The organism is Mesoflavibacter zeaxanthinifaciens subsp. sabulilitoris, assembly GCF_014191595.1.
GTDB classification, from domain to species: domain Bacteria; phylum Bacteroidota; class Bacteroidia; order Flavobacteriales; family Flavobacteriaceae; genus Mesoflavibacter; species Mesoflavibacter zeaxanthinifaciens.
Genome location: NZ_JACHWV010000001.1, coordinates 153,510 through 171,023, shown reverse-complemented (window position 1 = coordinate 171,023; position 17,514 = coordinate 153,510). Strand labels below are relative to the sequence as shown.

The following is a 17,514-nucleotide window of genomic DNA, read 5'->3' as shown; positions in this document are numbered from 1 at the left end:
AATATGAAAACACTTAGACTTATACTTGGCGATCAATTAAACAGCAAACACAGTTGGTATAAAACCAACGATAAAAATGTAGTGTATTGTCTATTTGAAATGCGCCAAGAAACCGATTATGTAACGCATCATATTCAAAAAATAATTGGCTTTTTTGCTGCAATGCGTGCGTTTTCAAATCACTTAAAAGACAACAATTTTAACGTAGACTATTACAAACTAGACGATAAAAACAACACGCAAGATTTAGTAGAAAATTTAAAACAACTCATCAAAAAACACGACATTAAAAAGTTTGAATACCAATTACCAGACGAGTATCGTTTAGACCAACAATTGTCAGAGTTTTGCAAGTCTTTAGATATTGAATCTGAAGCGTTTTCAACAGAACATTTTTACACAGAACGCGAGGATTTAAAAGCTTTTTTTAAAGGAAAAAAGCAATATTTAATGGAGAATTTTTACCGCGATATGCGTAAAAAACACGACATTTTAATGGCTGGAAAACAACCTGAAGGCGGTAAATGGAACTACGACAAAAGCAATCGCAACAAATGGAAAGGCGAACATCAAATTCCGACTTACAAATATTTTAAAAATGACGTTTCAGACATTGTTGAGTTAATCAAAAACAGCGATATCAAAACCATTGGCAAGTTTGATACTAAAACGTTTAGTTATCCAATTACCAGAGCACAAGCGCTTGATCAACTTAAATATTTCTGTGAAGAACTGCTCATTCATTTTGGGGATTATCAAGATGCCATGCATACGGACGAAGTGTATTTATTCCATTCGCGACTGTCTTTTGCGATGAATATCAAGCTTATTTCAGCTAAAAATATTGTGGATACCGTTTTAAATTATTGGCGAAAACATGGTGACAATATTGACATTTCTCAAGTTGAAGGTTTTATTCGTCAAATTATTGGTTGGCGAGAGTATATGCGTGGTATGTATTGGGCTTTAATGCCAGTTTACAAAACCGAAAACCACTTGGAAAACACCAACAAACTTCCTGAATTTTATTGGACAGGAAAAACCAAAATGAACTGCCTGAAAAATGCCATAATCAACAGTCTTGACAATGGTTACGCGCATCACATACAGCGTTTAATGGTGACTGGTAATTTTGCGTTGCTTACACAAATAAATCCAGACGATGTTGATGCTTGGTATTTAGGTATTTATGTTGATGCTTTAGAATGGGTACAATTACCCAACACACGTGGCATGAGCCAATTTGCTGATGGTGGAAAAATTGCTACAAAACCCTACGTTTCTAGCGGAAGCTACATTAATAAAATGAGTAATTATTGTGACGATTGCTATTATGATAAAAAGGAAAAATTAGGCGAAAAAGCGTGTCCGTTTAACAGCTTATACTGGAATTTTTTAGATGACAAACGCAGTATTTTAGGCAATAATCGTCGTATGGGAATGATGTACAGTTTACTTGATAAAATGGATAAAGACCAACTTGTAAACATCAAAAAACGTGCACAAAGTATAATTGAAAATCCTGACAATTTTTAATGAAAAACAACCTTAGCATCGTTTGGTTAAAACGCGACCTTCGTTTACAAGATAACGAAGCCATTACCAACGCCATAAACACCAACCAAAACCTGCTTCTCCTCTACACTTTCGAGGATTTTTTACTTCAAGATAAACATTACAGCCAACGTCATTGGGATTTTATAAAACAGTCTTTAGAAGATTTAAACTTTCAATTAAAACCTTATAATTCCAAAGTTTTAGTAGTTAATAATTCAATAGAAAATACGATTGGACAACTTCAAAAACAATTCAATATAACACACGTATTTTCTCACATGGAAACAGGTATTCTTTCAACGTTTAAAAGAGATATCGCTTTCGCTGAATTTTGCCGAACTCAACATATAAATTGGATTGAAAATAGTAATAATGGCGTACAACGCGGACTTAGAAACCGCAACACTTGGTTTGAAGATTGGGATCATTTTATGATGCAACCAGAGTTTCAGTTTCAGCCAAAACAAAATCAGTTATTAAGTATTGCTTCAGTTGAAGCATTAGAACTTCAGTTTAAAACCATTTCAACAGAAACTATTCACAACAAAAATTTTCAGAAAGGTGGCACAACAACAGGAATAAAATACATGCAGTCTTTTTTCAATAATCGCTATAAAAACTACATGTTTCATATTTCGAAACCTTTAGAAGCCAGAACAGGTTGTAGCCGATTATCGCCTTACATTGCTTGGGGTAATTTATCCATAAAACAAGTTATTAATACTGCTTCAATAGAAAGAGAAAAAGGTAAAAACAGGCGTTATTTAAACGCATTTGTATCACGTTTACGCTGGCAAGCACACTTTATTCAGAAGTTTGAAATGGAACATACTATGGAATTTAAAAGTGTGAATAAAGGCTTTCATCAACTTGAAAAACCTGTAAACGTTGAATTTCAAAATGCTTGGAAAGAAGGCAAAACAGGCTTTCCGTTAGTAGATGCTTGCATGCGTTGCTTGAATACTACGGGCTATTTAAATTTTAGAATGCGCGCTTTAGTGGTTTCATTTTTCACTCATAATCTTTGGCAACCTTGGCAAGATTTAAGCGAACACTTAGCGAGTTTATTTTTGGATTTCGAACCTGGTATACACTACCCGCAAATACAAATGCAAGCGGGCGAAACGGGAATTAATATGTTACGCATTTACAATCCATTAAAAAATAGTCTGGAGCACGATCCTGAAGGTAAATTTATAAAACAATGGGTTCCTGAATTAGCTAATTTAGAAGCGCCATTATTACATAACCCGAGTGAAATAACTTATTTTGATCAACAACTTACAGGCTTCATTTTAGGTAAACACTATCCTTACCCTATTGTAAATGAAAAAGAAACACGTAAAAAAGCTAGTGATATATTATGGGGACTTAAAGATGATTTTATAGTAAAACAAGAAAGCTATCGCATTTTAAAACGACATACTTTAAACGACCGTACAAAAATGCTTAATAAACGATAGATTTTAATTATTATGCATCAAAAAATAATATGTTAAATATTGTTTAACTTATTTTTTAAAAGGTTAAACATTTTGTAAATTTGATTAAAATCTTAAAGTTTAACTATTGCTTTTTAACACTTCATATACCGATAAAGAAATTACTAAACAAATTAATAATTTGGTGGGTAAGCCTTTTTCTTTTATTAAAGCTATAAAATTAAAAGGTATCGGTTCTAAACGTATGATAATTGACGAGGTTAGTCCTAACCTACATACCATAGTTAATTTAGTTAACGATATAAATTACGGTAGTATTGAATTAAGACCAAAAGGAATTTTAATTCATATTGGTAAAGGATTACAACGCTTTGCTTGGGTTATTCCATATTATAAACTAGTAATTTATAAAACAAATGGCGCAAGTATACATGCAGATGGAAAATTTATTCATTTTAGAAAAAATAAAACCTTTAAAGAAAATAAGCAATTTTTTAAAAAGCTATTAGATCAAAAAATAAATTTTGATAGTCAATTTTCAACAATACCATATAATGAATAAGAATTTTACGATAAGAGAAATTGATAGAATTATTGAAATGGCTTGGGAAGATCGAACTACCTTTGATGCTATTGCCTTTCAGTTTGGATTAAAAGAACAAGAAGTCATAAATCTTATGCGTAGAGAGATGAAACCTAGTAGTTTTAGACTTTGGCGCAAACGTGTACAAGGAAGAGCTACTAAACATCAAAAACTTAGATCTTTTGAAAATGGAAGATTTAAATGCAGTAGACAAAAACAAATTACACACAATAAAATATCTAAACGTTAGATAAAACAACCAATCTGCTTTGTTTCAATTATTGAAAACAGCAATTAAAAAAGATGCTATGAATAAAGAAAAATTAGTAACTCCAACCAACGGACACAAATTAAATGGATTTTCTATTGAAGACATTGGTGATGATCATTTATTTACCAGTTTAGAAACACCAATGAAAAAAGATGCGTTTAAAATTTCTGATGAAGAAAAAAAAGAACGTATTTCTATTCTTTTTGAAGAAATTATGGATGTGCTTGGTTTAGACCTAACCGACGATTCATTAAAAGGTACACCAAAACGTGTAGCAAAAATGTATGTTGAAGAAATCTTTTCTGGACTTAACCCTGCCAATAAGCCCAAAATAGCTTTGTTTGATAATAAATATCAGTACAACCAAATGCTAGTAGAAAAAGATATAACCTTTTATTCTAACTGCGAGCATCACTTTGTTCCAATTATAGGTAAAGCCCACGTAGCTTACATATCTTCAGGAAAAGTAATTGGTCTTTCTAAACTTAACAGAATTGTACAATATTATGCAAAAAGACCTCAAGTACAAGAACGTTTAACTAATCAAATTGGCGAAGATTTAAAACAAATTTTAAATACAGAAGACGTAGCTGTTATCATAGATGCTAAACATCTTTGTGTATCATCAAGAGGCGTAAAGGATGATACTTCTGCTACGGTTACAACTTTTTATAGTGGACAATTTACCAATCCACAAAAAATCTCAGAATTACAAAACTATTTAAAACAATAAGCTATGAGTACAATTGAAAAAGCATTAGAGTTTGAGCAAACTAGTTTAAGATCTTTATCTACTAGCGATCGTGTAAAATTATCAAGACAGGCAAAGTCTTTAATCTTAGAATTAAATCAAATTTATAAGAAAAAGAAAGACGAAAAAATCATGGATTTAATGAAACGCTTAACCGCTATAAAACGTAAAGTAGAAAAACGTTTACCAACAACTGTAACTATATAAACATGAATCATTTAGTTATTATTGGCGGAAGTAAAGGCATCGGCAAAGCCATTACTAAAAGCTTTTTAGACACACATAAAGTCACAAATATTAGCAGAAATGAACCTGATTTTTCTCACGAAAATCTAACCCATCATTCTTGTGATATTTTAACTGACGATTTACCAGAAATAGACCATTTAGATCATCTAATTTATTGTCCCGGAAGTATCAATTTAAAACCTATTGGACGCTTAAAATTAGACGATTTTAGAGCCGATTTTGAGATCAACGTCATTGGTGCCGTAAAAGCGTTACATAAATACACAGATTCTTTAAAGAAAGGGAATAACCCTTCTGTTGTATTATTTAGTACTGTTGCTACAAAGTTAGGTATGCCTTTTCACGCAAGCGTTGCTGCATCAAAAAGTGCTGTTGAAGGTTTAGTAAAATCTGTTGGTGCCGAATTGGCACCAACTGTTAGAATAAACGCAGTTGCACCAACTGTGACTAACACAGATTTAGCATCAAAACTTTTGCGTAACGAGAAGCAAGAAGAAAATATGCGAGAGCGTCATCCTCTAAAAAAATATTTACAACCAGAAGATGTCGCAAATATGGCTACATTTTTATGTTCTGATAAAGCATCTTCTATCTCTGGACAAGTGTTTGATTTAGATTGTGGTATTGTAAGCTTTAAAATTTAGAGTATATGAATGTTTTAAAAGCCTTTTTGTTAACATTATGTACTGTTTCAAGTAAATCAGATTTGCAAAAGCAAACTTCTATTTACGATATAAACATTAATAGCTTACAAGGACAACCAATAGACTTTAAAGCATTTAAAGGCAAACACATTTTGTTTGTAAATGTTGCATCTAAATGTGGATTTACTCCTCAATATGAAGACTTACAAAACCTTCATGATACCCATGGTGATAAAATTATAATAATAGGCGTCCCTTGTAACCAATTTGGGAACCAAGAACCTGGAAATAAAGACCAAATTATGTCTTTTTGCCAAGCTAATTACGGAGTTTCGTTTTTAATGACAGAAAAAATTGAAGTAAAAGGCACAAACAAACATCCTTTGTATGCTTGGTTAACCCAGAAAGAAAAAAATGGAATAAAAAATTCTAAAGTAAAATGGAATTTCCAAAAATATTTAGTGGGTCCAGACGGACAGTTAATAGATTATTTTCTTTCGGTAACATCCCCAAAAAGCAATAAAATTTTAAAATATTTAAAGTAAAAAAATGTTTGGACTTTTTAAATCAAAATCTGAAGTAGAAAAACTACAAGTAAAATACGAAAAACTAATGCAAAAGTGGCATAAACTTTCAACTACCAATAGATCTAAAAGTGATGAAGTGTACGCAGAAGCAGAAGCTATTATGAATAAAATTGAATCCTTAAAAAATGAATAATCTTAAAAGATTTTTATTCTTCCTTTTTATAAATATTGGTAGTTTAGGCTTAGGTAGTTTATTGATGAATAACGGACCAACATCAGAATGGTATCTTAATTTAAATAAAGCACCATGGACGCCACCAGGCTGGCTATTTGGTGTAGCTTGGACGACTATTATGGTGTGTTTTTCTATCTATTTAACATACTTATTTTCTAAATTAAGCTCTAAAAACATTAAAATAGCCTTTAGTATTCAAGTCTTTTTAAACATTATTTGGAATTTCATTTTCTTCAACCAACATTTAATTTTATTAGGGTTAATTACGATAATACTACTAACTATTGTTGTTTTTTACATCTTTTTCAGCTTTAAAAATATAATGAAAACCAAAAGTTTACTCCTATTACCTTATATGATTTGGTTACTAATTGCTACATCTTTAAATGCTTACATTCTAATAAATAATTAAAAGATTTCACTTTCGTGGAAAAACTTAAGCTATGAAAATATACAGATTACATCAAAAACAAAATTTACCAATCACAAAACAAGAAGCTTGGGATTTTTTGTCAGACCCTAAAAACTTAAAAGTCATCACGCCAGATTATATGGGATTTCATATACTTTCTGGAGCAGATAGACCAATGTTTGCAGGTCAAATCATTCAATATATTGTCACACCAGTTTTAGGGATTAAAACAAAATGGGTAACGGAAATTACTCATGTTATTGATGGTGAATATTTTGTAGACGAACAACGTTTTGGACCATATTCACTGTGGCATCACAAGCATTTTATTAAAGAAATTGATGGCGGCGTAGAAATGGAAGACATTATAGATTACAAAATCCCAATGGGCATTTTAGGACAATTAGTGCATCCTATTTTAGTTAAACCAAAGCTTAAAGAAATCTTTGATTATCGTACCAAAAAACTAGAAGAACTATTTGGTAAATTTTAATCAAAAAGTCAAAAAACATTAACTTTAAACAATTCTAAATTTAGACACTTTAAATACTTCAACTACTTATAAATGAAACAACCTTTAAATATATTCTGGTTTAGACGTGACCTAAGATTAGATGATAACGTAGGCTTTTACAATGCTCTAAAAGTAGATAAACCTGTGTTACCAATCTTTATTTTTGATAAAGAAATTTTAAACGAATTACCAGAAGATGACGCAAGAGTAACTTTCATTTTTAATACGTTGCAAAGCATGCGAAATACACTTCAAGATGAACGTGACAGTAGTATTGCAATATATTATAGTACACCAAAAGAAGTCTTTAAACAGTTAGTTGAAGATTACGAAATAGATACGGTTTACACCAATCACGATTACGAGCCTTATGCCAAAACACGTGATACAGAAATTGAAACCATCTTATCTGAAAATGACATCAATTTTAAAACCTTTAAAGACCAAGTTATCTTTGAAAAAGACGAAGTTGTTAAGCAAGATGGCGATCCATACGTTGTCTACACACCATACATGCGTACTTGGAAAGAAAACTTTAAAAACTACGACCTCAACATCTATTACACTAACGAGTATTTAGACAATTTGGTAAAAAACACAAGATTACCAAACGTAACGCTTTCTGACATGGGATTTAAAACGTCTTCACAAAAAATTGCAGATTACACAGTAACACCAACTTTAATCCAAGAATACGAAGACAAAAGAAATTTTCCTGCCAAAGACGCGACTTCAAAACTTGGTCCGCATCTACGATTTGGCACCGTAAGTGTGCGTAAAATGGTTAAAAAGGCAATTGCAGAAAAAAACGAAATCTTTTGGCAAGAGTTAATTTGGCGAGAGTTTTTTATGCAAATTTTATGGCATTATCCAAAAACGCAAACCAATGCGTTTAAATCTAAATACGATAACATAAAATGGCGAAATAATAAAGAAGAGTTTGAAGCTTGGAAAACAGGAAACACAGGTTACCCTTTGGTTGATGCTGGTATGCGCGAGCTAAACGCAACTGGTTTTATGCACAACCGTGTACGCATGTTAGTTGGTAGTTTTTTATGCAAACATTTATTAATAGATTGGCGTTGGGGCGAAGCTTATTTTGCTGAAAAATTACACGATTACGAAATGGCAAGCAACGTTGGTAACTGGCAATGGGTTGCAGGATCTGGTGTAGATGCAGCGCCTTACTTTAGAATCTTTAATCCTACCACACAAATTGATAAGTTTGATAAAGAACATAAGTATATAAAAAAATGGGTTCCAGAATATCAAGACCAAAAATATACTAAGCCAATTGTAGATCATAAAGAAGCTAGAGAACGCTGTTTAAAAGTTTACAAAGAAGCGGTATCCTAGAAAAATCATTAAATAAAAAAGCATCTAAATTAAAATTAGATGCTTTTTATTTTTTTAGGAATTAATTAAAATTAATTTCCTTCTAAACGTTCTATTTTAGCTCCAATAGCTTTAAGACGTTCTACTATTTTTTGATAACCTCTATCAATTTGTTCGATATTATGAATTGTACTTGTTCCTTTTGCAGAAAGTGCAGCAATTAACAAACTAATTCCAGCTCTAATATCTGGAGACACCATGGTTGTTGCTTTTAATTGTGATTTAAAATCATGACCAATAACTGTAGCACGATGCGGATCGCAAAGGATAATTTTTGCACCCATATCTATTAATTTATCTACGAAGAATAAACGACTTTCAAACATCTTTTGGTGTACTAGAACTTCTCCTCTAGCCTGTGTAGCTACAACCAAAACAATACTTAATAAATCTGGAGTAAAACCTGGCCAAGGGGCATCTGCTATAGTTAGAATAGAACCATCTATATAGTTTTGTATTTCGTAACCATCTGTATGTGCAGGAATATGTATATCGTCTCCTTGTTTTTCAACAGTAATTCCTAGTTTTCTAAAAACATTTGGTATTTGTCCTAAATCATCCCAACTTACATTTTTTATAGTAAGCTCAGACTTTGTCATTGCTGCCAAACCAATCCAGCTACCAATTTCGATCATATCTGGTAACATGGTATGCTCTGTTCCGCCAAGACTATCAACACCTTCAATAGTTAATAAGTTAGAACCAACGCCAGAGATTTTTGCGCCCATTCTATTAAGCATTTTACATAATTGCTGTAAATAAGGCTCGCAAGCTGCGTTGTATATTGTTGTAGTACCTTGTGCTAATACAGCAGCCATCACAATATTTGCTGTACCAGTTACAGATGCTTCATCTAAAAGCATATCTGTTCCTATTAATTGATCTGCTTCTACACCGTAAAAATAATCTTCACGGTTGTATCTAAATTTAGCACCAAGATTTATAAACCCTTCAAAATGCGTATCTAAACGACGACGACCAATTTTATCGCCACCTGGTTTTGGGATATATCCTTTACCAAAACGTGCTAATAATGGTCCAACAATCATTATTGAGCCACGTAAACCACGACCTTCTTCTTTAAATGCTGCAGATTCTAAATAATTTAAATCTACTTGATCGGCTTGAAAACTGTAAGTGCCTTCAGAAAGTTTTTCTACTTTAACACCTAAATTTCCTAATAACGTAATTAGTTTGTTTACGTCAATTATATCCGGAATGTTATTTATGGTGACTTTTTCTGGAGTTAAAAGTACTGCGCATAAAATTTGTAATGCTTCGTTTTTTGCTCCTTGAGGCTGAATGCTTCCTTTTAATTGGTGTCCACCTTCAATTTTAAATGTTCCCATAAATGTGTTTAGTATCTTTTTCGGTTACGGTTATTCTTTTTGTGTCCTTTTTTGTTGTTGGAATATTTTTTTCCGCTAGAAGCTTTCATTAGACTGTTGGCGTCTGTTAAATCTTCTTCAGAGTTTTTGATATTAATTTTTCCATTAGATAATTCAAATAAATGATCAAAAATTACTTGATCTTCAACTGTGTCTTTATTCCAATTTAAGAAGCATTTTTTCATGTGATTAGCAATTGTATATACTAATGCTTCTTTCATTTCTCCTTCTTCCCAAGTGTTTGCAACATCTATCATTGTTTTGATGTTATTACCATAGAAACGGTACTTAGGAAAATTTTGAGGATATCTTAATGGTACTGGTCGACCTGACAATTCTTCTTTAGAAGGTTTGTCAAATGGTGAATCTGCATCTAATTCAAAATTAGACATGATAAAAAGTTGATCCCAAAGTTTATGCTGAAAATCTGGAACATCACGCAAATGCGGTTGCAAATTACCCATTACTGCAATTATAGATTTGGCTACTTTATTACGTTCTTCTTTTGTTTCGCGTGATTTTGCATAGTTAATCATTTTTTGAATATGTCTACCATACTCTGGAATAATCAAGTGTTCACGCTCTGTGTTATACTCTAAATTGTCTATCAAAATTAAATAAGTGTAGTATTTATATATTTTGCATTTTGAAGTTTCTAAATGCAGTTGCAAAATACAAAAAAAAATTAAAGGCTTATTACGCCTTCAATTTTTTCTCCGACCTCTTTATACTTTTCTATAACATGGTCTGGATTTTTCATTTTTACACTAACCGAAACGCTGGTATATTTACCATTGCTAGATTCTTTTGTATTAATTACTGCGCCCATATTATCAAAAATAACCTCTACGTGTTCTATTTTTGATTTTTCGGTTTGCACAATAAATTTATATAAATACTCTGTAGGCCACATTGCAGTATCTTGCAATTGGCTTTTTAACTTAGCGTAAAATTCGTCTTTATTTGGTATATTATCCATAGCGTTATTATAAGTCGCAAATATACCAATTTGTTTACATTTTTTTTTAAAGAATTTAATTCCGATTTTTACACTTTAATTTACAGACTTTGATTACAAAAAAAATAGTTATTACTGGCGGACCAGGAACAGGAAAATCTTCAATTATTAACGAGCTTACAAAACGTGGTTATACCTGCTACGAAGAAATCTCTAGACAAGTTATATTAAACGCAAGAAAAGATGGTATTGAACAGTTGTTTTTAACCAAACCTTTATTGTTTAGCGAGTTATTATTAAAAGGAAGAGAACAACAATATGTAGAAGCAGAAAACAGTAATAATGAGTTTGTATTCTTAGATCGAGGTATACCTGATGTTGTTGCATATATGGATTATGCTAACGAAAGTTATCCTGAAAACTTCATTACATCATGTCAAGAAAACACTTATGATTATGTCTTTATTTTAGCACCTTGGCAAGAAATTTTTAGAAGTGATAACGAACGTTATGAAAACTTTGAACAAGCAAAACAAATACACGAAAGCCTTTTAGAAACCTACAAAAAGTACGATTATCACTTGCAAGACGTACCTTTTGGAAGTATCGAAGAAAGAGCTAACCATATTTTAAACGTTGTAAAAGCCTTGTAATGCAACATCCAATAAATATATTAGAACGTTATTGGAAATTTACATCGTTTAGACCTTTACAAGAAGATATTATAAACGCTGTTTTAAATGGCGAAGACACTTTTGCGTTACTACCAACTGGTGGCGGAAAAAGTATATGTTTTCAAGTTCCGGCTTTGGCTAAAGAAGGTATTTGTATAGTTATTTCGCCTTTAGTGGCTTTAATGAAAGACCAAGTTAGAGCTTTACAAAATAAAGGTATCAAAGCAATTGCATTAACTAGCGGAATTAAACCTTCTGAAATTGATACCCTTTTAGACAATTGTATCTACGGAAATTACAAATTCTTATACCTATCTCCAGAGCGTTTACAACAAGAACTAGTACAAGATCGTATTAGACAAATGAATGTTAATTTAATTGCTGTAGACGAAGCACATTGTATAAGCCAATGGGGAAACGATTTTAGACCTGCCTATAAAAACATAACCTTATTAAGAGAATTACAACCAAGCGTTAACGTTATTGCGCTAACAGCTAGTGCAACACCTAATGTTATTGACGATATTGTAACCGAGCTTGATTTTTTAGATCCAAAAATCTTTAAGCAATCTTTTTACAGAAAAAATATCGCTTATATGGTTTTTGAAGAAGAAGATAAATTTTTTCGTTTAGAAGCTATTTTAAATAAAAATAAACAATCCTCAATTATTTACGTTAGAAACAGAAGACTGACCATTGAAATTTCTAACTTTTTAGAACAAAAAAACATCAGTAGTACTTTTTATCATGGCGGTTTAAATAATACAGAAAAAGACCAACATCTTAACCAATGGATAACTAATCAAAAACAAGTTATGGTGGCGACTAATGCATTTGGAATGGGCATAGACAAACCAGATGTAAAAACAGTTATACATTTAAACTTACCAGATAGTATAGAAAACTACTTTCAAGAAGCAGGTCGTGCAGGAAGAGATAATACTAAAGCATACGCAGTTATCTTAAAAAATAAAAATGACGATGCACTTTTGCACAAACAATTTATAAGTGTTTTACCTACAGTAGATTTTGTTAAAACTGTATATAGAAAATTAAGTAACTATTTTCAAGTGTCTTATGGCGAAGGCGCTTATCAAACTTTTGAATTTAATTTTAATCACTTTTGTAAAACCTATAGCTTTAACTCAACAAGCGCTTACAATACATTACAAATTTTAGATAGAAATAGCGTAATAACTTTAAGCAAGCAATTTAATAACCGTACGGAAGTACAATTTATTATACCTAACAAAGCATTGTTTTCTTATTTAGAAACCAATAAACAACTTGCTACCATCGTCAAATCTATTTTAAGAACCTATGGTGGTATTTTTGAACATCAAACGAAAATAAATAACAATTTAGTTGCTAATAAAGCAAATGTAAGTGAACAGCAACTTTTTATGACGTTAAAGCATTTAGAAAAAGATGAAGTTATTACACTTAACATTCATAAAACAGATGCTCAAATCACCTTTATAGAACCAAGAGAAGATGATAAAACAATTAACCGTATTGCTAAAACAATAAAACAACAAAACGACTTAAAGCAAAAGCAAGTTAAAGCTGTTTTAGATTATGTAAATAATAATGACGTTTGTAAAAGCATTCAGCTACTATCCTACTTTGGAGAAAAAGAATTAGAGGAATGTGGAATTTGCTCAGTCTGTATTAAAAAGAAAAATGCTCCTGTTAAAACAACTTCAGCAGATGTCAATAAAGAAATTATAAAACAATTAGAATTTGGTCATTTAAGCTCTAAAGACTTATTTAAAGCATTACCTTTTTCTGAAGAACAAATAAACAATACATTAAAACAAATGTTAGAGCGTAACATAATAGAAGTTACAGCAACAAACACTTATAAATTAAAACATTTATAAAATGAAAGATTTACGAATAGTATTTATGGGAACGCCAGATTTTGCTGTGCAAACCTTAAAAACCATATTAGAGCATAATTATAATGTAGTTGGTGTTATTACAGCACCAGATAGACCAGCCGGTCGTGGAAGGAAATTAAACGAAAGCGCTGTAAAAACCTTTGCAAAAGAAAAAGGATTACACATTTTACAACCAACAAACCTTAAAAACGAAGATTTTTTAGACGAATTAAAAGCGCTAAACGCCAATCTACAAATTATAGTAGCATTTAGGATGTTACCAAAAGTAGTTTGGGATATGCCAAAACACGGTACATTTAACCTTCATGCTTCATTATTACCAAACTATCGCGGTGCAGCACCAATAAATTGGGCAATAATAAATGGCGAAACTAAAACAGGCGTATCTACATTTTTTATAGATGAAAAAATTGATACAGGAGAAATGATCCTTCAAAAAGAAATAGAAATTGATCCAACAGAAAATGCCGGTAGTTTACATGACAAATTAATGCATATTGGTAGCGATCTGGTTATAGATACCATAAAACTTATAGAAAAAGGGAATGTAAACACTACGCCTCAACCAGAAGATGCTATTAGTAAAACAGCTTATAAATTAAATAGAGATAATTGTAAAATTAATTGGGAAGCAGATTTAGATCAAATATTTAACCAAATTAGGGGACTTAGTCCATATCCTGCTGCATGGTCTATTTTAAAAAATGAAGATGAAGAATTAGACGTAAAAATCTATAAAGCTGAAAAAGAATCCGAAAATCATAATTTAATAACAGGAACTATTATTTTTAATAAATCCTCAATTAAGGTAGCAGTAAAAGGTGGTTTTATATCAATACTAGAAATTAAGCTTCCAGGAAAGAGAAATATGGATGTAAAATCACTTTTAAACGGATTTTCTTTAAGTGAAAATGCAAAAATGCTGTAAAGCCTTATTATCACTGATTTCATTAAAAAAGCAAAAAAAATAAGCTTCTTTATTAACAAAAGAGGCAACTTATTAACAAAACACTCTATTTCCCTTACTATTACTTGCATAGTAGCATAATCCGTATAAATTTGTAAGAGGATTTAACAAAAATATGTTTAATCAACTATTTATTAATAATTAAAATTAAAATTATGAACAAAACAGATTTAATCGACGCTATGGCGGAGCACGCAGGAATTACTAAAGCAGCAGCAAAAAAAGCTTTAGAGTGTGCATTAATCGAAATTGAAGGAGCTTTACAAAAAGGAAACAGAGTTTCTTTAGTTGGTTTTGGATCTTGGTCAGTTACTAGAAGAGCTGCTAGAGAAGGAAGAAACCCTCAAACAGGAAAGACTATCAAAATCAAAGCTAAAAACGTTGTTAAGTTTAAAGCTGGATCTGATTTAGCAAACGCTGTAAACTAGTATTTGCTTAAAATAATTACCAAAAAGCCTTCTATTTTAGAAGGCTTTTTTTTGTTAATAGAGTATTATAATTGGTATTTAAACAAATTAATGTTACATTTAATGTAATAATCCTTTTAAATTATGACTACAACCAAACCAAAAAAGGGTGATTTATTAATTGCAGAACCTTCTATTATAGGAGATGTTTCTTTTAACAGATCTATAGTATTGCTTACAGACCATAATAAAGAAGGTTCTATTGGATTTATACTTAACAAGCCCTTAAACTACACTATTAAAGATTTAATACCAGAACTTGATGCCTCTTTTAGAGTTTACAATGGTGGACCTGTAGAGCAAGACAATCTATATTTTATACATAAAAGACCTGATTTGATCCCCGATAGCATAGAAATTTCTTTAGGAATTTTTTGGGGAGGAGATTTTAATGTAGTTGCTAATCTTATTGCCGAAAAGAAAATTGATCAGAAAGATATCAAATTCTTTTTAGGATATTCTGGTTGGGAAATAAATCAACTAGAAGACGAATTAAAATCTAATGCATGGGTTGTTACAAAAAACACTTATGAAAAAAATATCATAGAAAAAGATTATGAAACCTTCTGGAAAGAAAAGATGTTAGAATTAGGTGGTGATTATTCTATTTGGTCTAATGCTCCAGAAAATCCAAGTTATAACTAGCTTAGTCTAACTTTTACATTTAACTTTTGCAATAATGTTTTTGCTACATCTGTCGCAAACTGCTTTTTTCTATATTTTGATACTGGTTGTATACCTGTTATAACGTTAGTAATAAACATTTCGTCAGCTTTTTGTATTTCAAAAGGAGAAATAGAAGCTTCTTCTAAAGTATATTCTTCCATTAAATTAATAATTTCTATTAATTGTTTTCTAATTATTCCTTTTAAACATCCATCTGATAATGGAGGTGTTTTAATAGTATTTCCTTTAACTAAAAATACATTTCCGTTTAAAGCCTCAACTACAGTTTTATTTGTATTAATTAACAAACAGTTGTCAAGCTTATTTTCTTTTGCATAAATACTACCAACAACATTTAAGGCTTTATTATTGGATTTTAATGTTGAAATTAAACTAGGAGACACATAAAAGTCTTTAAATAAATCAACTTCATAATCGCCTTCATTTAATAAATAGAAGTCTTGATCTAAAGCTTTTACAGAAACAATAAACTCTACATTATTACTTTCTGGTTCATATAATCCACCTTCTACTCTATGCACTTGCAACTTTACTCTACAAGTAGCAGTATCTAATTGATTAACTTTTATGGTTTTTAAAATTTCATCTTGAAGAAACTCTAAAGTAAAACTCATAGGTATCTCCATACGCATAATACGCATAGATGCCATTAATCTAAAGTAATGATCTTCAAAAAAAAGAAGTTTACCGTGTACTGCTTTTATCGTTTCAAAAAGTCCATCACCATAGGCATATGCACGATTATTGTTTGTGATAACTGTATTATTATCTTGTAGATTTCCGTTAAAATTCATCATAAAAAAAGTCCCAAATTTCTTTGGGACAAATATACTCTAATTGTTGTGATTTTTAAGCAGAACCTAAGACTTGTTTTAAGTCAGAGATTTGATTAGTCCATAACATTTTTGCTTCTTCTACCTCGTCTTCTTCAGCATAGTCTGTAATCATTAAAGATACATCTTTGGTAATTTCGTCTACTTGAATTCTAATTTCAAAGTAATATGGATCATCTTCATCATCTAACCATCTAAATTTTACACGTTCTCCAGACTTTTTAGTTAGCAACTTTGCTTGTTCTTCTGCTCCATCCCAGATAAACTTAAATAATTCTCCTCTAGAGTTAACATTATCTGCAAACCATTCTGACAATCCAGAAGGTGTTGATATATACTGGTATATTAATGACGGTGATGCATGGATAGGAAACTCTAACTCATACTTAATTTTTTCTTCCATTTATTTTTACTTGAAAATTATTACTGCCAATATATACATTAATTAACAAGTTTAGAAATCATTTTAAAAAATATTTAATTTTAAAAATAATGTTTGCTTGATTTAATAATGTTCTTATATTTGCACCTCCAAAATATGGCGAGGTAGCTCAGTTGGTTAGAGCGTCGGATTCATAACCCGGAGGTCTCGAGTTCAAATCTCGATCTCGCTACAAGAAAAAAAGCTAAGATGTATGTCTTAGCTTTTTTAATTTGTAATATAATCGTTTTTTCTTCTACTATTCCCGTACTTATTATTAATTAAGATTACTTTTTTATTAAGATTTAACCTATTAAAAAACAGATAATTAACATAAAAACGTGTATTTTTTCATAAAATGAATAGTCAATTTATAAAATAACAGATCTTTTAAGTGTACGTATTTTCGCTACTTCAGAAAGAAAAAAGTGTATTTCATCGAAAAATTATGCGTTTTACAGATGGTTTAACTAAAGTCTGTTACATTTGTAGGCGAATACTTATACCTTTTGTCGGATAAATTTGCGTTTAAAAGAAAACTGATGATTCTAATAATTGAAATAGTATTTACGGATTAGGATATTTTAATATTGCTTAACCCAAATTATTAATTAATTAAACCCTTATTTGAATTA

At 30.9% G+C, this 17,514-nt stretch carries 22 protein-coding genes and 1 tRNA gene; 18 read left to right on the top strand and 5 right to left on the bottom strand.

Annotation, left to right across the window (positions count from 1 at the left end):
* Positions 1–3 precede the first annotated feature (3 nt).
* The 12 genes from FHS04_RS00770 (at position 4) to FHS04_RS00715 (ending at position 8,541) form a co-directional block, all read left to right on the top strand.
* Positions 4–1,536 (top strand): cryptochrome/photolyase family protein, encoded by a 1,533-nt coding sequence (locus FHS04_RS00770; RefSeq protein ID WP_106678265.1) that lies wholly within the window; start codon positions 4–6, stop codon positions 1,534–1,536.
* Positions 1,536–3,020 carry a cryptochrome/deoxyribodipyrimidine photo-lyase family protein gene (locus tag FHS04_RS00765; protein WP_106678267.1) on the top strand — a complete coding sequence of 495 codons (1,485 nt, stop codon included), beginning with the start codon at positions 1,536–1,538 and terminating at the stop codon, positions 3,018–3,020. The genes FHS04_RS00770 and FHS04_RS00765 overlap by 1 nt, the downstream gene beginning before the upstream one ends.
* Positions 3,021–3,126: 106 nt before the next feature.
* Positions 3,127–3,561: a hypothetical protein gene (locus FHS04_RS00760; RefSeq protein ID WP_027878713.1), complete on the top strand. Its 435-nt coding sequence runs from the start codon at positions 3,127–3,129 to the stop codon at positions 3,559–3,561.
* The gene (locus tag FHS04_RS00755) at positions 3,554–3,832 is read left to right on the top strand and encodes a TIGR03643 family protein (protein ID WP_106678269.1); all 279 of its coding nucleotides are present in this window, start codon (positions 3,554–3,556) and stop codon (positions 3,830–3,832) included. Before FHS04_RS00760 ends, FHS04_RS00755 begins: the two co-directional genes overlap by 8 nt.
* 58 nt (positions 3,833–3,890) lie before the next feature.
* The gene (gene folE, locus FHS04_RS00750; RefSeq protein ID WP_106678320.1) at positions 3,891–4,586 is read left to right on the top strand and encodes a GTP cyclohydrolase I FolE; all 696 of its coding nucleotides are present in this window, start codon (positions 3,891–3,893) and stop codon (positions 4,584–4,586) included.
* A 3-nt stretch (positions 4,587–4,589) separates the two neighbouring features.
* Entirely contained in the window at positions 4,590–4,811 is a 222-nt protein-coding gene (locus FHS04_RS00745) for a hypothetical protein (RefSeq protein WP_027878710.1), read from the top strand.
* Between the two features lie 2 nt (positions 4,812–4,813).
* On the top strand, positions 4,814–5,497 hold the full coding sequence (locus FHS04_RS00740; protein ID WP_106678271.1) for an SDR family NAD(P)-dependent oxidoreductase: 684 nt from the start codon (positions 4,814–4,816) through the stop codon (positions 5,495–5,497).
* Between the two features lie 5 nt (positions 5,498–5,502).
* Positions 5,503–6,042: a glutathione peroxidase gene (locus FHS04_RS00735; protein ID WP_106678273.1), complete on the top strand. Its 540-nt coding sequence runs from the start codon at positions 5,503–5,505 to the stop codon at positions 6,040–6,042.
* A 4-nt stretch (positions 6,043–6,046) separates the two neighbouring features.
* Positions 6,047–6,217, top strand: coding sequence for a Lacal_2735 family protein (locus FHS04_RS00730; RefSeq protein WP_036226876.1), 171 nt, complete (start codon positions 6,047–6,049; stop codon positions 6,215–6,217).
* On the top strand, positions 6,210–6,671 hold the full coding sequence (locus tag FHS04_RS00725) for a TspO/MBR family protein (protein WP_106678275.1): 462 nt from the start codon (positions 6,210–6,212) through the stop codon (positions 6,669–6,671). The genes FHS04_RS00730 and FHS04_RS00725 overlap by 8 nt, the downstream gene beginning before the upstream one ends.
* A gap of 31 nt (positions 6,672–6,702) precedes the next feature.
* Positions 6,703–7,164 carry an SRPBCC family protein gene (locus FHS04_RS00720; RefSeq protein ID WP_027878706.1) on the top strand — a complete coding sequence of 154 codons (462 nt, stop codon included), beginning with the start codon at positions 6,703–6,705 and terminating at the stop codon, positions 7,162–7,164.
* 72 nt (positions 7,165–7,236) lie between these two features.
* Complete coding sequence (locus FHS04_RS00715) at positions 7,237–8,541, top strand: cryptochrome/photolyase family protein (RefSeq protein WP_106678277.1); 1,305 nt, start codon at positions 7,237–7,239, stop codon at positions 8,539–8,541.
* A gap of 71 nt (positions 8,542–8,612) precedes the next feature.
* Here FHS04_RS00715 and murA read toward each other — a convergent pair whose 3' ends face one another.
* The 3 genes from murA to FHS04_RS00700 all read right to left on the bottom strand — a co-directional run bounded on the left by murA (position 8,613) and on the right by FHS04_RS00700 (position 10,947).
* Positions 8,613–9,929, bottom strand: coding sequence for a UDP-N-acetylglucosamine 1-carboxyvinyltransferase (gene murA, locus FHS04_RS00710; RefSeq protein ID WP_106678279.1), 1,317 nt, complete (start codon positions 9,927–9,929; stop codon positions 8,613–8,615).
* 8 nt (positions 9,930–9,937) lie between these two features.
* Positions 9,938–10,579 (bottom strand): DUF4290 domain-containing protein, encoded by a 642-nt coding sequence (locus tag FHS04_RS00705; RefSeq protein WP_106678322.1) that lies wholly within the window; start codon positions 10,577–10,579, stop codon positions 9,938–9,940.
* Positions 10,580–10,653: 74 nt separating this feature from the next.
* Positions 10,654–10,947 carry a DUF493 family protein gene (locus tag FHS04_RS00700; RefSeq protein WP_027878702.1) on the bottom strand — a complete coding sequence of 98 codons (294 nt, stop codon included), beginning with the start codon at positions 10,945–10,947 and terminating at the stop codon, positions 10,654–10,656.
* Between the two features lie 89 nt (positions 10,948–11,036).
* On the opposite strand from FHS04_RS00700, the gene FHS04_RS00695 reads away from it, so the two are divergent.
* The 5 genes from FHS04_RS00695 (at position 11,037) to FHS04_RS00675 (ending at position 15,583) form a co-directional block, all read left to right on the top strand.
* Positions 11,037–11,579, top strand: coding sequence for an AAA family ATPase (locus tag FHS04_RS00695; protein WP_106678282.1), 543 nt, complete (start codon positions 11,037–11,039; stop codon positions 11,577–11,579).
* Complete coding sequence (locus tag FHS04_RS00690) at positions 11,579–13,483, top strand: RecQ family ATP-dependent DNA helicase (RefSeq protein ID WP_106678283.1); 1,905 nt, start codon at positions 11,579–11,581, stop codon at positions 13,481–13,483. Before FHS04_RS00695 ends, FHS04_RS00690 begins: the two co-directional genes overlap by 1 nt.
* A 1-nt stretch (position 13,484) precedes the next feature.
* Positions 13,485–14,432 (top strand): methionyl-tRNA formyltransferase, encoded by a 948-nt coding sequence (fmt, locus tag FHS04_RS00685; protein WP_106678285.1) that lies wholly within the window; start codon positions 13,485–13,487, stop codon positions 14,430–14,432.
* A 194-nt stretch (positions 14,433–14,626) separates the two neighbouring features.
* Positions 14,627–14,899 (top strand): HU family DNA-binding protein, encoded by a 273-nt coding sequence (locus FHS04_RS00680; RefSeq protein ID WP_027878698.1) that lies wholly within the window; start codon positions 14,627–14,629, stop codon positions 14,897–14,899.
* A 123-nt stretch (positions 14,900–15,022) separates the two neighbouring features.
* Positions 15,023–15,583, top strand: a complete 561-nt coding sequence (locus FHS04_RS00675) for a YqgE/AlgH family protein (RefSeq protein ID WP_106678287.1) — start codon at positions 15,023–15,025, stop codon at positions 15,581–15,583.
* Here FHS04_RS00675 and FHS04_RS00670 read toward each other — a convergent pair.
* Entirely contained in the window at positions 15,580–16,422 is an 843-nt protein-coding gene (locus FHS04_RS00670) for an aminotransferase class IV (protein ID WP_106678289.1), read from the bottom strand. The genes FHS04_RS00675 and FHS04_RS00670 overlap by 4 nt on opposite strands.
* A gap of 52 nt (positions 16,423–16,474) precedes the next feature.
* Positions 16,475–16,861 carry an START-like domain-containing protein gene (locus tag FHS04_RS00665; RefSeq protein ID WP_027878695.1) on the bottom strand — a complete coding sequence of 129 codons (387 nt, stop codon included), beginning with the start codon at positions 16,859–16,861 and terminating at the stop codon, positions 16,475–16,477.
* Positions 16,862–16,998: 137 nt separating this feature from the next.
* On the opposite strand from FHS04_RS00665, the gene FHS04_RS00660 reads away from it, so the two are divergent.
* Positions 16,999–17,072: transfer RNA gene (locus tag FHS04_RS00660), tRNA-Met, on the top strand.
* Positions 17,073–17,514 lie beyond the last annotated feature (442 nt).

What these genes read in the sequence shown, in the direction of transcription:
- FHS04_RS00770 (WP_106678265.1), top strand. Translation starts at nt 4, where the DNA reads ATGAAAACACTTAGACTTATACTTGGCGATCAATTAAACAGCAAACAC.
- FHS04_RS00765 (WP_106678267.1), top strand. Translation starts at nt 1,536, where the DNA reads ATGAAAAACAACCTTAGCATCGTTTGGTTAAAACGCGACCTTCGTTTA.
- FHS04_RS00755 (WP_106678269.1), top strand. Translation starts at nt 3,554, where the DNA reads ATGAATAAGAATTTTACGATAAGAGAAATTGATAGAATTATTGAAATG.
- folE (WP_106678320.1), top strand. Translation starts at nt 3,891, where the DNA reads ATGAATAAAGAAAAATTAGTAACTCCAACCAACGGACACAAATTAAAT.
- FHS04_RS00745 (WP_027878710.1), top strand. Translation starts at nt 4,590, where the DNA reads ATGAGTACAATTGAAAAAGCATTAGAGTTTGAGCAAACTAGTTTAAGA.
- FHS04_RS00740 (WP_106678271.1), top strand. Translation starts at nt 4,814, where the DNA reads ATGAATCATTTAGTTATTATTGGCGGAAGTAAAGGCATCGGCAAAGCC.
- FHS04_RS00735 (WP_106678273.1), top strand. Translation starts at nt 5,503, where the DNA reads ATGAATGTTTTAAAAGCCTTTTTGTTAACATTATGTACTGTTTCAAGT.
- FHS04_RS00730 (WP_036226876.1), top strand. Translation starts at nt 6,047, where the DNA reads ATGTTTGGACTTTTTAAATCAAAATCTGAAGTAGAAAAACTACAAGTA.
- FHS04_RS00725 (WP_106678275.1), top strand. Translation starts at nt 6,210, where the DNA reads ATGAATAATCTTAAAAGATTTTTATTCTTCCTTTTTATAAATATTGGT.
- FHS04_RS00720 (WP_027878706.1), top strand. Translation starts at nt 6,703, where the DNA reads ATGAAAATATACAGATTACATCAAAAACAAAATTTACCAATCACAAAA.
- FHS04_RS00715 (WP_106678277.1), top strand. Translation starts at nt 7,237, where the DNA reads ATGAAACAACCTTTAAATATATTCTGGTTTAGACGTGACCTAAGATTA.
- murA (WP_106678279.1), bottom strand. Translation starts at nt 9,929, where the DNA reads ATGGGAACATTTAAAATTGAAGGTGGACACCAATTAAAAGGAAGCATT.
- FHS04_RS00700 (WP_027878702.1), bottom strand. Translation starts at nt 10,947, where the DNA reads ATGGATAATATACCAAATAAAGACGAATTTTACGCTAAGTTAAAAAGC.
- FHS04_RS00690 (WP_106678283.1), top strand. Translation starts at nt 11,579, where the DNA reads ATGCAACATCCAATAAATATATTAGAACGTTATTGGAAATTTACATCG.
- fmt (WP_106678285.1), top strand. Translation starts at nt 13,485, where the DNA reads ATGAAAGATTTACGAATAGTATTTATGGGAACGCCAGATTTTGCTGTG.
- FHS04_RS00680 (WP_027878698.1), top strand. Translation starts at nt 14,627, where the DNA reads ATGAACAAAACAGATTTAATCGACGCTATGGCGGAGCACGCAGGAATT.
- FHS04_RS00675 (WP_106678287.1), top strand. Translation starts at nt 15,023, where the DNA reads ATGACTACAACCAAACCAAAAAAGGGTGATTTATTAATTGCAGAACCT.
- FHS04_RS00670 (WP_106678289.1), bottom strand. Translation starts at nt 16,422, where the DNA reads ATGATGAATTTTAACGGAAATCTACAAGATAATAATACAGTTATCACA.
- FHS04_RS00665 (WP_027878695.1), bottom strand. Translation starts at nt 16,861, where the DNA reads ATGGAAGAAAAAATTAAGTATGAGTTAGAGTTTCCTATCCATGCATCA.